Here is a 14,289-nt window from a genome sequence, read left to right on the forward strand (position 1 = left end):
TATTTTCTGTATAAAATGTCGTATAATAAAATCAATAGTTTACGATCCTTTTAGGATGATACTTTATTACTCGCTGACAAAACTGTCATTGAGTAATTATTTATCATACTGAGTAATCAAGTATCATCCTCTCACTTAGATATTTACCCCTGCTATTTTCGATTCAATAGCAGGGGTTTTTTATGCGCTCAAAAAACTGACCTCTCCTATAAAATCTGTAAACTTGAACTTGAGAGAATTTAGGGCGTGTTGAACATTCGACCATGGCACTGACTCGCGAATATTCAACACGCCCTAATCAATCAGCGTTCACTATCTCGATGAGATCGAAGGCTTCTCTTCAAAAAAATGATAAATATATATATTCATTTTTATAGAAATACTTGTTACTATGACTGTCAGTCTATACAATGACCAGCAGTCACAACATGAATAGGTGTAGATTATGGGTATTCAAGAGCGCAAGATTCGCGAATTCGAACAACGCGGTCAGGAAATTCTCGATGCCGCTTTGAGTCTGTTTGGGTCAGATGACTGGGAACAAGTCACTGTTGAGCAAATCGCAAAAAAATCTGAGGTCGGTAAAGGCACTATTTATAAGCATTTTGAAAGTAAAAATGAGATTTATGTACGACTCGCCATTCGCTTTCAAAAACGCATGGCAAGTGAAATAGGTCTTCTCGATCAGTCGATGCCTGTGCTCGACCGGCTTCGCTGTTATATTCGCGCGGCATGGGAGATGCACTTATCTAGTAAAGAGCTGCATCGAGTATTCATGTTTTGCAGCCGAGCTGAATTTCGCGCGCAACTGCCTAGTAATTTACTGACCGAGATGCAAGAAGCTGAATCGCGAGTCAGTATTTTTACCCACCAACTTATGGTTGAAGGTATTGAACAGGGCTTGTTTCCAAACAAACCGATCAATCTGCTAATTTTTGGCCTCCAGTCAATGTTTTGGGGTGCGATACAGCTCATATGGAGCGGTTATCTTGGCGACATTGATCATGAGCAACATTTGGAAGAAGTAACGAGTTTTATGATCGCTGGATTGGTACATCATAACCAGCCTATCCCGCAGACTAAAGACTAAGTAACACTATTAACCCCATTTTAAATTTTTAGCACGCCGACCTATACACGCTTTTTTTTACCTAACCGTGACCAACAGTCATATATAGACCAACAGTCTTAAAAGAGAAATTAATCATGAACCCGCATGCAAAAAGCTTAAAAAACTCACTGTACCCATCTGCTATTACACTACTGGTACTCGCCACTCTAGGAATGAGTACGGCGGCTATCGCTCAGTCAGAATCGAACGCCAGTAATAAAAATGAGTCGAATTTCACAGTGGGTGCTGGTTTGGCTTACTCACCAGAATATGAGGGATCAGAAGATTATAAGACCAGTGTTTTACCACTGATTAATTATCGTAATGGTCGTTTTTTTGCGGGTGCGCTTGGCGGCATAGGCTATGACTTATCGACCAAAAAGGGTTTATCTATCGGGCCTGTTCTTTCTTATCAACCTGGGCGTGACGAGAGCGACCACGAACGCTTAAAAGGACTTGGTGACATTGATCCAAGTGCCAATTTAGGTGCTTTTGTGAAATGGGATCTACAACCATTTTCTGTGAATAGCACCATTAAGCAAGGCTTAGGTGGCGATGTAAGTGGCACTGAACTTAAATTAGGGGTTGGTTATGCGCTACCTTTAGGCCCTAAAGACAGCCTCAATTTTGATGCCTCTATAAATTGGGCGGATCAAGACATCATGGAGGGGTATTTTGGTGTCACACCAGAGCAATCAAATAACTCTGGTCTAGCTACTTATGATGCCAGTGCTGGTATCAGACGTTATGGTGTGGGTGCCTCTTGGACTCATATCTATACACCGAAAGTATTTTCGACGTTAAATGCAGGGGTTTATCAGCTTGGTAGTGAAGCGGCAGATAGCCCAATTACCACATCACGTACTGGTGGTCTCGTAGGCGCTAGTGTCGGCTACAAATTCTGATAAAAAAGCTGATGATATTTTTAGCAACAACAGGCGTTAGATTTGATGTGCTACAACGCTCAGAGCAGTTACTTCAGGCACTAATAGGTGGTTGTAATAGTACATCCCAATAAGCCCTAAAACATAGAGAATTACAATGAATATTAAATACTGGGCTTTCCCCCTTAGTGTCGTACTGGCTTTGACAGCGGCATGTTCAAAAGAACATGAGGTTATCGATACAAAGTCGGAAGAATCGAGTATTCGGACGGTTAGTGTAGATACGGTCATATTACGTCCTATGACTGGAAGTGTGACTGCTTCTGGATTACTGTTACCGCGCCAAGAAGTGGCAGTTGGTTCCGAGATATCAGGCTATCGAGTAGCTGAATTGCTGGTCGATGAAGGGTCAACCGTTAAGAAAAATCAGGTATTGGCTCGTCTTGATCCAAGTCTACTCTTAGCCAAAATCGCTCAAGCGGAAGCCAACCTTACTCAAGCTAAAACCCTTGCAAACCAGTCAAGCGCTGAAGCTGATCGCATCAAAGGCTATGAGGACATCGGTGCATTTTCAGAAGAGGAGATTGCGACCCGAGTGGCTAAAGCGAAGAACTCAAATGCTGGGGTTGAGGTAGCTCAAGCCCAATTAAATGAATTACAAACACAGCGCAACCTTATGGAAGTACGCTCTCCAGTAAATGGGTTTGTACTTGAGCGCATCGTGCGTCTTGGAGATGTCTCGGGGCAGTCGCAACCTATGTTTCGTCTTGCCAGCAATAGCTTAATTGAAATGGATGCTGAAGTACCTGAAGATGATCTTGCTACTATTACTATTGGTCAAGCTGCAACGGTCATATTACCATCGGGCGCTGAGTTACAAGGTAAAGTGAGACTACTATCACCTCGTATCGATCCAGAAACGAAACTGGGTCATGTGCGGGTACAGCTTCCAACCCACCCTGAGCTAAGAGCGGGTGGTTATGCGAAAGTTGTTTTTCAGCAGGTTTCTACACCTGTCCCTGCTGTCCCTGAAAAAGCCGTACAGTTTGAGGCCAGTGGTGCGCTATTAATCGTCATTGATAAAGACAATTTGGCGCGGCGTGTTGTGGTAGAAACTGGCGCTCGAACCGATGGTTTTGTTGAAATCAAAAACGGACCAGCCGTCGGTACTCGTGTTGCACTTGGCGGTGGTGCTTTCTTATTGAATGGTGATGCAGTCAATCCAATCAATAAAGCAAATGAGCCTGACGCTGTATCAGACAAGGTTGCACCAGCCACGAAGGTGACACCATGAATTTGCACATTTCGGCATGGGCAATTCGCAACCCAATCCCAGTTGTCCTCCTATTCATTGTACTCATGATTGCAGGGATGAGCGGTTACCGCGCTCTCCCTATTAAACTTTATCCAGACGTCTCATTTCCGATTGTCCAAGTAAGCGTTACCTTATCAGGTGCAGCAGCAAGCGAAGTTGAAACTCAGATTACTCGTACCGTTGAAGCTGCCGTATCCAATGTCTCTGGCGTCAAACATGTGCAATCCGTTGTCACACAGGGCTTGTCATCCAGTACGATTGAGTTCGAAATTGGTGAAGATGCACAAAAAGCAACGGACGAAGTTCGTTCAGCTATTGATCGCATCAGAAGCAGTCTGCCGTCTAGTATTGAAGAACCTATCGTACAGCGTTTTGATATAGACTCAGCACCTATCGTCACGTATGCCGTCTCTACCGAAACGATGACGGATGTCGAGCTTAGCTGGTTTGTAGAGGATACCGTCGCGCGTCAGTTAATTACGCAAGAAGGGGTCGCACAAGTCGATTTGGTTGGTGGCATCAACCGAGAGATTAATGTCACACTCGACCCCAATCGTCTGCAAGCATTAGGTTTGACAGCGCCCAATATCAATGATGCATTACGAACATCAAGCACCGATGTGCCTGGTGGACGTTCTGAAATTGGTGAGCGCGAACAAACAGTGCGCGTACTTGGCGCGGCCGAATCGGTACAAGCACTAAATAACTTGGTCATCCCTAGTATCAGTGGCAATACTGTTCAGCTCTCTGATGTTGCCACGGTCTCTAGTGGTGCAGCCGAAAGACGTGGATTTGCTTCTCTAAACGGTCAATCGGTCGTTGGCTTTCAAGTCAAAAAAACCAAAGCTGCCTCTGATGTTGCGGTAGCAGATGCCATTGCTAGCGCCACTAGCCAGTTGGCAAAAGACTATCCTGATGTAAAATTTGAGCGCATTGTATCGACAGCTACCAGTACACAAAATAGTTTTACGGCTACTCTGAGCGCTTTGATAGAAGGGATGTTGCTTGCCGCCATCGTAGTATTTCTGTTTTTACGTAACTGGCGCGCGACGCTCATTGCCGCTGCAGCGATGCCGATTTCTCTCATTCCGACCTTTGCGGTGATGAGCTGGATGGGTTTTAGCTTAAACATGATTACCCTACTCGCTTTAACGTTGGTTATTGGTATTTTGGTCGATGATGCGATCGTTGAAATAGAAAATATTCAAAAGCGTATTGAAACAGGTCAAAGTCCCTATGAGGCTTCATTGGTAGGGGCAGATGAAATTGGGCTGGCAGTAGTAGCAACCACAGCAACGATTGTCGTTGTATTTTTACCAGTATCATTGATGGGTGGTTTTGCCGGTCAGTTCTTTAAAGAGTTTGGTTTTACGGTTGCTATTTCAGTATTGTTTTCACTGTTAGTCGCTCGCTTGTTGACTCCTTTAATGGCTGCCTATTTATTAAAGCCATCAACCAAACCACATGAACCAAAACCCTTTAAAGGTATTTACCGCACAGTGCTAGATCTTGCGCTCGTGTACCGTTGGACATCACTTGGTCTAGCTGGATTGCTACTCGGCGGCTCTGTTTTTCTAGCCACTCTGCTACCAACAGGTGTGACACCTCCACAAGATAACGGTATTGTTCAACTGTCTATTGAAGGCGCGCCTGGGGCAACCTTGGATGACATGCGCCGTAGTAATGATGTCCTAACCAAAAAATTGCTTGCTTTAGACGAGATAAAAACAGTATTTACCTCGATCGGTTCAAACTCTAGTAATGGTGATGTGAGCTCTGGGCAAGCAACGGTACTGCTTACAGAAGAAAGATCACAATCAACACAATCTTTCCAAAGCTCACTAGGTGCTCTATTGCTGAGTGTTCCTGACGTGCGTATCGGTTTTGGTCAGGCTGGCGGCGGCGGTAGTACCACGCTGCAAATTGTCTTAGCCAGTGAAAACGCTGATGCGTTATCTGAATCGACTCTCAAGCTTGAACGCGAAATGCGTGAGCTTGCCGAGCTTAGTAATGTGCATCAAGTGACACCTAGACCCAGCTCGGAGCTGATTATAACGCCCAAACCAGCTGAAGCAGCTCGTCTGGGTATTACCTCTAGTACGCTTGGCTCAGTGATTCGTGTCGCCACCCTTGGTGATGTCGATTCCAATACTGCCAAATTCAATACGGGTGATCAGCGTTTGCCTATTCGTGTGCGCTTGCCTGATAGCGCACGTACCGATTTAAAAACCCTTGGAAACTTAGAAGTACCAACATCTAACGGAACCTCAGTTCCTTTGTCAGCAGTGGCTGATCTCAGTTTCCAACCGGGTGCATCACGTATTGATCGCTATGATCGTAAGCGCCGTGCCACTATCGAAGCACAGCTCAATGGCGTGACCTTGGGAGAAGCAACAGCCGCCATTGATCAACTAGATACTCTCCAGAACCTACCCTCTGACGTGACTCAACCTGCCTTTGGTGATAGTGAAACCATGAATGAGCTTTTTTCTAGCTTTGGTATTGCCATATTGGCGGGTATCGGTCTCATCTACGGCGTGATGGTGCTGTTATTCAAGAGCTTCTTTAAGCCGATTACGATATTAGCGGCATTGCCTTTATCACTAGCGGGTGCATTTTTGGGTCTATTGATAGCAGGCAGCTCGCTTGATTTGTCAGCACTGATTGGCTTATTGATGCTCATGGGGTTGGCGGCTAAAAACTCAATTTTATTGGTCGAATTTACCATTGAAGCTGAAAATAAAGGCGCATCACAAAGAGAGGCATTACTCTCGGCTTGCCGTGAGCGTGTACGTCCAATCGTGATGACAACGATAGCCATGGCGGCGGGGATGGTTCCTACCGCGCTAGCACTGGGCGAAGGATCAGAGTTCCGTGCGCCTATGGCTATTGCCGTCATTGGAGGGCTGATTAGCTCGACATTGTTATCGCTTATTTTGGTACCCGTGGTCTATGAGTTGATCGAAGACTTTGAACTATGGATAAAACCAAAGCTGGCTAAATTGGTTGAGCTGCCACCAGAGAAAAATTTGGAGCCAGTTACAACGAAAAGAGAAAGTAACGAACACGATTAATCACTTACTTAATACAAGCATTCGCTCTCTTGAGCGTTTACGTGTAAAGCCTTTAGCAGATAGCAAATGAGACATACCTGCTGTCTGCTGGGTTTTGCAAAATTTGAAAGTTGATAAATATAATATAAGGATAAAATTATGTTAAAACAAATAAATGCTCCAGATCATGTCATCGCCCTATTCCTCGATGGAACGCTGACTGGCGAAGGCCTACAAGAATATCGTCATGTTTTGGAAAAAAAGCTACAAGAGCATGATCAAATTGGTCTCTATATTGATATCACAGAGCTGACGGACATGACTGCGAATTCGATAGTAGAAGGAACTAAAGCGGACATGGAGCTGTTTAGCCACATAAAGCAGCTTAAGAGATGCGCTTTTGTGTCAGATAAAGAATGGCCAAAAGCGGCTATCTCAATCGCTGATCGACTACTGCCGATGTTAGAGATGAAAGTATTTTCTTCAAGTGAGAAAGCAGACGCCTTAAACTGGGCAGCTGAGAAATCCGAGCAGCCTATAGAAAAGCGTGGCGCCATTCGTTTCTTGCCTACGAATAAAGACAACGTGCTCGCTTTTGAGGTGGACGGTGTATTGTCCTCAAGTGAAATGCCAAGCGTCACGCAAAAGCTTGAGCAATTCCTTAATGATCATGACACGGTAAGATTGCTTGCCCGAATGAAAAACTTTGATGGTTTCGATCCCTCTATCCTTATACACAGCAGCGGTTTACTATCCATGAAAGTGGCTGCTATGAAAAAACTAGAGCGCTACGCTATCGTCGGCGCACCGCGCTGGATGTGTACATTCATTGAAACGATGAACCCAATTTTTCCAAAAGTGGACATCAAAACCTTTACTGCCGATCAGGAAAATGAGGCGCTTGCTTGGCTTGATGCTGAGCTGGTGAAATAGCCTTTATAGAACGATAACTGACATATTTGCTTTTACCAACAGCTCTTCAAAAGGAGGGCTGCTCTATTTGTAAGTCGAACTAATAATAATATTGGCTCAATGAGACATTTAAACGCTTACTTTAGAAGCGTCTTGATATGTTCTCAATATTCAAAATTACTGCACTTATATTCTATCGATATGATTTAGGACACCATCAAATGGTCAGAAAACATGCTCAAACAACATGGGCTTTACTATCGGCGATAGCAATATTGAGCATATTAGCGATACTTTTGCTGCTGACACTGTTCATCTAATGACAGTTTCGGTATATAACAGTCTCGGTATATTTTTAAGCAAATACGACTAAAGGTAGACATAACAGTCTAGAGTGAAATGGACACTACGTTTTTGAGGTTACTAGTTTTTGAGGTTACTATATGGTATCTGACACGTCATTTTTATTAATAGGAACGTTGGCGATGCAAGCCAATACCACCAAAGACACTGTGCGCCATTATCATGATATGGGTTTACTAAAATCCCGTAAGCGCCAAGCAGGTTCGCGCCTATACACTGAGTTTCATCCAGAATGTGTCGAGCGTATCGACCTTATCAAAAATGCACAAGCGGTCGGTTTTAATCTCAACGAACTTAAAGTCTGGTTGAATGATTATTATGATGGCACTCTCGATATTGATAAGCAAATGGATGTGATTTCCGAAAAGATTGCTCAAGCGCAGCGTCAACAAGTCAATTTAATCAATGTGATTAACCAACTTAGTGCGCGCCATACTGCTTTAAAAGAAATGAAATCAGATAATATTGGCAAAGCAAATATTCAATAATACTTTGGCGATTACCAACAGCAGACGCAGTGGCACTCCATCTATGAGATGAATTGTCACCACGACAGTCGTGCTTAGCGGAGATTAATTATTTTTGATCTCTTTCTAATACCACTCGATAGCGAGCGTTACCGCTTTCTAGTCTCTCGAATGCTTCATTTATCTCAGACATTTTATAGGTTTCAGTCACTGGCTGAATATTATGTCGAGCAGCAAAATCTAGCATTTTTCGCAGGGTCGACGGTGAGCCGACTGGCGAGCCTGATAGGCTGTTTTGAGCCATGATCATTGGTGCAGCCACTATCTCTAACGGCGCTTCTAATAGACCAACAAAATGCAGTTTACCTTTTGGTCTCAACGTCTTAATAACGACATCCCAATTCATATCAACATTCACTGTTGATATGATTAAATCAAAAGAGCCCGCTGCTTTTTTGATTTCGTTCTCATCTCTTGAGTTTAAAGAGTGATGAGCACCCAACTCTTTTGCTTCTTCCATCTTTGATTCGCTGGTAAATGCTGTCACTTCACAGCCCCACGCATTAGCAAACTGAAGCGCAAGATGACCCAGACCACCAATACCGATAACCGCTACTCTAGAGGTTGGTTTGATATCGTATTGCATTAGTGGGTTAAATACTGTGACGCCACCACACAGCAGTGGCCCTACCGCATTGAAATCAAGCCCTTCAGGAATTTTGATAACGCTGGTATCTTTTGCGCGTACTTTATCGGCAAAGCCGCCATGGTTACCAATGATGGTTCCTTCCTGCTTAGCACAGAGGTTATGGTCACCGCCGATACATAGATCACAAATATTGCAGTATCCTTTATGCCAGCCAAGACCGACTTTATCGCCAAGCTCAAGATGCTTTACGTGCTTGCCTTTTGCGAGGACTTTACCTGCAACTTCATGCCCACCGACAAACGGATATTCGGTCATACCCCATTCGTTTTGCCACATAGAAAGATCACTGTGGCAGACACCGCAGCTATGCACTTCGATTTCTACTTCGTGATCGCCTAAGGTGCCAGGATCATATTGATAAGGCACAAACTCGCCGCCTTTCTCTTTTGCTGCGTATGCATTAATCATCATTATTCCTTATTTAATAGTATTTATGGAGGAGCGCTCATAACAAATGAGCCAGTCGTTTCTAACGATTCAAATTTTTCCCATTCAAAAAAGGGTCGTCGATAAGTTAAACTGGCCTGACCAAAGATTGGTTAATTTATACCATCCAAGTCAATAGTTGTAAGACTATCATAATACAAAGCCTCGTACTTGAAAGGCGACGAATCACCAACACTATCGCTTTGCCGCCTCAATCGGAATGTTCAGCATGATTGTCGACAGAGACATTGGATTCATAATGACATGCATGGCTTTGCGGTAGTAACTAGCAGGGCAATCACATCGTTTGTGCTTGTGTGCTTGTGTGCTTGTGTGCTTGTGTGCTTGTGTGCTTGTGTGCTTGTGTGCTTGTGTGCTTATAAAATGACAGCAAGCCCATACTTAATCAATAAGTATGGGCTTGTCTGTGTCAGACCTAGCATTATTACTGCTAATGCTAGGTCATGTATACGATCAAACAAAGACGTTAAATCATATTTTACTGTCCGTCGTTGTCTGCTCTTTGCCACTTGGCACAAGCCATTTAGCAAACCATCCTGACAGATCATCCATCAACGTATAGACGACTGGGATGACCACCAAACTCAGCAGCGTTGAAGTCACTAGACCACCCAATACCGCTGCTGCCATCGGTCGCCTAAAAGTAGGGTCAGCATCACCCCAACCAAACACCAATGGCAACATGCCCGCCCCCATTGCGATGGTGGTCATGATGATAGGACGCGCACGCTTATGACAGGCATCAACAATCGCCTCAAAACGTGCCAGCCCGCGACGTTGGGCAATCAAGGCATAATCAACCAACAGAATCGAGTTTTTGGTCGCAATGCCCATGAGCATAATAAAACCAATCATCGAGGGCATCGATAGGCTACTGTTGGTAATAACCAAGCCGACAAACGCACCGCCTATTGATAGAGGCAATGCCATCAAAATGGTAAATGGCTGCAACAACCGACCAAATAATAAGATAAGCACGCCTAATATACAAACCACACCCACTGACATCGCAATGATAAAGCCACTAAAGAGATCTGCCATATTTTCGGCTTGACCTTGATCGATGATGGTAATAGAAGGCGGCAATTGTTGCATGGTCGGCACTGATTTAACCGCTTGCACCAAATCGCCCAGCTCACCATCTGCCGGCTGCACCGTAATGCTAATAGCACGCTCTCGATCCAACCTACTTATCTGAGCAGGACCTGTGCCAAAATCTAACGCAGCGACTTCGCCCACACGTACGCCTTGACCTGCTGGTAGTGAGTTTGGTACGTACAAGCCCTCTAACTGACTGACATTTTGTTTGGCAACATCTGGCAGACGCACCACAATAGGAATCTGACGCGTATCCAGATTGAGCTTGGATAAGCGCTGTTCGTAGTCGCCGACAGTCGCCACACGTAAAGTCGTAGCGATATCTTGCGTGGTCACGCCTTTATCAGCCATCGCTAACCTATCTGGTGTCACCGTTAGCTCTTGACGTGGCAAACTGCGATCACTGGTCACAGCACCTACGCTTGGCAAACCTCGAATTTCAGTCATGATCTGCTGAACAGTCTGCTCAAGCAGCTGTGGACTGGTACTGGTTAACGAAAAATTATAGCCACTCTCACCACCACTTGATAGTCCAACGGTAAAGCGAGCGCCAGGTACTTCTGTCATCAACTTACTGATTTTACGTTCTATTTCTTGCTTAGTGCCCCGCTCCGCACGCGGTGCAAGCACAATATCCAAACTGGCAATATTCTCCGCTTTGCTACCACCAGACTCTGAACTCAGGGATGCTTGTGCTTCTCCCACTGACGTAAAGATATTCGTCACTTCAGGCATGGCTAAAATGCGCGCACTGGCAAGCGCTGACACGCGCTCCGTATCTGCGAGCGACACATCAGGGGTTAGCTCAATAGCCACACGGGTTTGGTCAATATCGTTGTCTGGAATAAAAGAAGTCGGTAGTAGTTTCACTAATGCCAACGAGGCCACAAACAATACCAACGTTGCACCCATAGTTAGCCAACGACGATGAAGCGTCCATGAGACAATTTTGAGATACCACGTCATCAATGCGCTTTGCTTTTCGACATGCTTTTTCTCGGGTCGTAAGATGTATGCAGCCATCATAGGTGTGATCAGACGCGCCACCATAAGCGATGCAAAAATCGATAACGCAGCCGTCCAACCGAATTGACGGAAAAACTGCCCAACAATACCGCCCATAAAGGCCGTCGGTAAAAACACAGCAATCAAGGTAAAGGTAGTGGCGACAACAGCCAAACCAATCTCATCAGCGGCTTCCATCGCCGCTTCATAAGGCGTCTTGCCCATCCTTAAATGCCTGATGATGTTTTCGACCTCGACGATTGCATCATCGACCAGTACCCCAATGACCAATGACAATGCCAGTAGTGAGATAATATTGAGACTAAAGCCAAATAAGTACATACCTAAGAAGGTAGGAATCACTGACAGCGGCAACGCCACAGCGGCAACAATAGTCGCCCGAATATTGCGTAAAAACAGAAATACCACCACCACGGCAAGCAAACCACCTTCGATCAGCATGCGTAATGAAGCTTGGTAGTCTTCCGCAATAGGCGTCGCTCGATCATAGACCTTTTCAATACTGATATTGCCCACATCGGCAGTCAACTTGGCAAGCTCGTCATCGACCAGTTCCATTACCTCAACTTCACTGGCACCACGCGAGCGAGTGATATTAAATGCAACCACCGTTTGACCGTCGAGCTTAGCGATAGAGCTAGGATCAGCCGCACCATCAGTGATTTGCGCCATACGTCCAAGCGCTTGAGTACCGCCTGTAGGGACAGCCACTTGTAGATCATTAAGCTCGCCTGCACGCTCGACCGCGCCCAAAACGCGAATGGTTTGGGTGGTTTTACCCACTTCTGCTTCACCACCTGAGCTATCTTGTTGAATACCTGCTATTTGCTGTGACAGCTGGGTAATCGAAAACTTCAAACCACTCAAAGTGATAGGATCAGCTGCGACCGTAATCTCACGCTGAAGCCCGCCGATACGACCGACTGTACTGACACCTGGTATATCAGAGAGCCGTTTAGTGATCGTGTCATCTACGAACCATGACAGATCCTCTACACTCATATTGTTAGCAGCGACAGAGTAAGTAACGACTGGAAATCCTGCGGTAGACACCTTGGTAATGATTGGGTCGTTGGCTGCGGCTGGTAGATCGCCACGCACTTCGCCAACCGCCGAACGTACATCGTCGACCGCTTCTTGAATGTCTTTTTCTAACGTAAACTCGGTGGCAATGGTCGCCGCACCCGTCTGTAGGGTGGTACGAATATGACTCACACCTTCGATACTGGTTAGTTTGTTTTCAATTTTCTTTGCGATATCGTTTTCGAGCTGCGAAGGCGCAGCCCCAGGTAGGGTCACCGTGACGACCACCGCTGGCAAGTCTATATCTGGAAACTGCTGTACCTTCATTTTCATAAAGCCATAGATGCCGCCTAAGGTTAGGAGCACAAATAGCAGAATAGCCACGAGCGGATTTTTGATCGAGTAAGCGGAGACGTTTAAGCTCATGATTGTGCCTGCGTTGCTGTACTCGTTTGGCTCACACCATTAACTATACGCACTAGGTCGCCATCGTTCAAAAAACTACCGCCTTGCTTCACGATACGACTATCGCTTGGCAGAGGCTCTAGCACTGCTACGTTCTCGCCAAGTCGTGCGCCCAAAGTCACTCGTTGTTGCTTGATACGACCCATGGACTTACCGTCTTGGTTTGTAAGACTGGTCACTAGCATCACATAATCATAACCGTCATTGCTAACGATGGCGCTATTAGGAATCGTTTGGGTGCTGGCACTCCCTAGTAAAAATTCGCCAGTCTGATACATGCCTGCGCGTACTTTTGAGTTGGCCGCTAGACTCGCATAAATAGTGATCTGGCGGTTATTTTCCGCCGTCGGTGCGATACGGCTCACTTGCCCCATCACTGAATCACCATTTGGCAATCCTACTCGCACCGATGTGCCGACATTGATGTCACCGATAAGTTTAGGATCTATATCTGCCCGCCACTCCAAAACACCACCTTTGATAATCGTGAACAGTGGCTCACCGCCAGCCACTATCCCAACTTCCACCATTTTTTCACTGATAATACCGCTGACAGGCGCCATAACCTTTGAATTGTCTAGCGTTAAGCGCTGATTATTTAAGCGGGCTTTGGAGGCCTGCAAAGACGCTCTAGCTCGCATCTCAGAGGTACGATAGCGATCGGCCTCTTGTTTGCTAATGGCATCAATATCTACCAACGGCAAGACACGTGCGGCATCAGCGCTGGCATTGGCAAGCGTTGCTTCAGCTTCTGCCACATCGGCCTCTGCTTGCAAGACTTGCTGCTCCATGGCATCGGTATCAAATATCGCCAATACTTGACCTGCTTTGACCCGCTCACCTTCCTCAACCAGTACGCGCTCAATAGCCACACCATTGACTTTAGCGCTGACATTAGCCACGTCTTTGGCATTGATGGTGCCGTCAGCACTTAACGTATTGCCAATCGTATCTTGGCTTGGCATCACCGTTTCTACCGATAATACAGATTGTTCTGTACTAGCGTCGCTAGTAGGGGTGCCATCATTTTGTGTACTGGCAGATGCTAGCGCCTCGTCATTCATCGCTTTATCACTAGCACCCCAGTATTTTCCAAGCAGAACACCCATGACCAGCACAATGCCCAATACTGGCAACAACCATAGCGGCAATTTCGACGAAGACTTATTAGCATTAGCCAGCGTGTCAGGTTGACGATATGGTGGCAGCTCAGATTGAGAAGATGGTTTAGGATTGGTTTCTTCAAGATCGCTCATGATAGGTCTCTATAAATACGGGCAATAATAAAAATTAAGATAGTCGGTCATTGGAATGTGTTTTTTGATCGCACACTTTGGCAATACCGAGCCTATCCCACTAACGATGGGGTCAGTAGTAAAAGAGCAAAGGCAGATTGGCTAAATGAAAATGGGATAA

9 protein-coding genes are annotated in these 14,289 nt (G+C 45.5%); 6 read left to right on the top strand and 3 right to left on the bottom strand.

The features are described from left to right. The first annotated feature begins 445 nt into the window (after positions 1-445). The 6 genes from ACMFL8_RS13800 to ACMFL8_RS13825 all read left to right on the top strand — a co-directional run bounded on the left by ACMFL8_RS13800 (position 446) and on the right by ACMFL8_RS13825 (position 8,126). A complete protein-coding gene (locus ACMFL8_RS13800) occupies positions 446-1,090 on the top strand; it encodes a TetR/AcrR family transcriptional regulator (RefSeq protein WP_189586985.1) in 645 nt (214 codons plus the stop codon). A 116-nt stretch (positions 1,091-1,206) separates the two neighbouring features. After that, positions 1,207-2,016: a MipA/OmpV family protein gene (locus tag ACMFL8_RS13805; RefSeq protein WP_413191292.1), complete on the top strand. Its 810-nt coding sequence runs from the start codon at positions 1,207-1,209 to the stop codon at positions 2,014-2,016. Positions 2,017-2,152: 136 nt separating this feature from the next. Then, entirely contained in the window at positions 2,153-3,289 is a 1,137-nt protein-coding gene (locus ACMFL8_RS13810) for an efflux RND transporter periplasmic adaptor subunit (RefSeq protein WP_413191293.1), read from the top strand. Further along, on the top strand, positions 3,286-6,384 hold the full coding sequence (locus ACMFL8_RS13815; protein WP_413191294.1) for an efflux RND transporter permease subunit: 3,099 nt from the start codon (positions 3,286-3,288) through the stop codon (positions 6,382-6,384). Before ACMFL8_RS13810 ends, ACMFL8_RS13815 begins: the two co-directional genes overlap by 4 nt. A gap of 138 nt (positions 6,385-6,522) precedes the next feature. Next, complete coding sequence (locus tag ACMFL8_RS13820) at positions 6,523-7,296, top strand: STAS/SEC14 domain-containing protein (RefSeq protein WP_413191295.1); 774 nt, start codon at positions 6,523-6,525, stop codon at positions 7,294-7,296. A 422-nt stretch (positions 7,297-7,718) separates the two neighbouring features. Then, positions 7,719-8,126: a MerR family transcriptional regulator gene (locus ACMFL8_RS13825; RefSeq protein ID WP_189586974.1), complete on the top strand. Its 408-nt coding sequence runs from the start codon at positions 7,719-7,721 to the stop codon at positions 8,124-8,126. A gap of 88 nt (positions 8,127-8,214) precedes the next feature. Here the strand turns inward: ACMFL8_RS13825 and ahr are convergent, their stop codons facing one another. From ahr to ACMFL8_RS13840, 3 genes are all read right to left on the bottom strand, one after another. Beyond that, entirely contained in the window at positions 8,215-9,222 is a 1,008-nt protein-coding gene (gene ahr / locus ACMFL8_RS13830; RefSeq protein WP_189586973.1) for an NADPH-dependent aldehyde reductase Ahr, read from the bottom strand. Between the two features lie 510 nt (positions 9,223-9,732). Beyond that, positions 9,733-12,834, bottom strand: a complete 3,102-nt coding sequence (locus ACMFL8_RS13835; RefSeq protein ID WP_413191296.1) for an efflux RND transporter permease subunit — start codon at positions 12,832-12,834, stop codon at positions 9,733-9,735. Beyond that, a complete protein-coding gene (locus tag ACMFL8_RS13840) occupies positions 12,831-14,129 on the bottom strand; it encodes an efflux RND transporter periplasmic adaptor subunit (RefSeq protein ID WP_413191297.1) in 1,299 nt (432 codons plus the stop codon). Before ACMFL8_RS13840 ends, ACMFL8_RS13835 begins: the two co-directional genes overlap by 4 nt. Between the last annotated feature and the right edge of the window lie 160 nt (positions 14,130-14,289).

The sequence above is a fragment of the Psychrobacter sp. AT9 genome (assembly GCF_047272965.1).
In the GTDB taxonomy this organism is placed as follows: Bacteria; Pseudomonadota; Gammaproteobacteria; order Pseudomonadales; family Moraxellaceae; genus Psychrobacter; species Psychrobacter glaciei.

Excerpts from the sequence above, each read along its gene's own strand:
- ACMFL8_RS13810 (WP_413191293.1), top strand. The coding sequence starts at position 2,153 with ATGAATATTAAATACTGGGCTTTCCCCCTTAGTGTCGTACTGGCTTTG.
- ahr (WP_189586973.1), bottom strand. The coding sequence starts at position 9,222 with ATGATTAATGCATACGCAGCAAAAGAGAAAGGCGGCGAGTTTGTGCCT.
- ACMFL8_RS13835 (WP_413191296.1), bottom strand. The coding sequence starts at position 12,834 with ATGAGCTTAAACGTCTCCGCTTACTCGATCAAAAATCCGCTCGTGGCT.
- ACMFL8_RS13805 (WP_413191292.1), top strand. The coding sequence starts at position 1,207 with ATGAACCCGCATGCAAAAAGCTTAAAAAACTCACTGTACCCATCTGCT.
- ACMFL8_RS13825 (WP_189586974.1), top strand. The coding sequence starts at position 7,719 with ATGGTATCTGACACGTCATTTTTATTAATAGGAACGTTGGCGATGCAA.
- ACMFL8_RS13840 (WP_413191297.1), bottom strand. The coding sequence starts at position 14,129 with ATGAGCGATCTTGAAGAAACCAATCCTAAACCATCTTCTCAATCTGAG.
- ACMFL8_RS13820 (WP_413191295.1), top strand. The coding sequence starts at position 6,523 with ATGTTAAAACAAATAAATGCTCCAGATCATGTCATCGCCCTATTCCTC.
- ACMFL8_RS13815 (WP_413191294.1), top strand. The coding sequence starts at position 3,286 with ATGAATTTGCACATTTCGGCATGGGCAATTCGCAACCCAATCCCAGTT.
- ACMFL8_RS13800 (WP_189586985.1), top strand. The coding sequence starts at position 446 with ATGGGTATTCAAGAGCGCAAGATTCGCGAATTCGAACAACGCGGTCAG.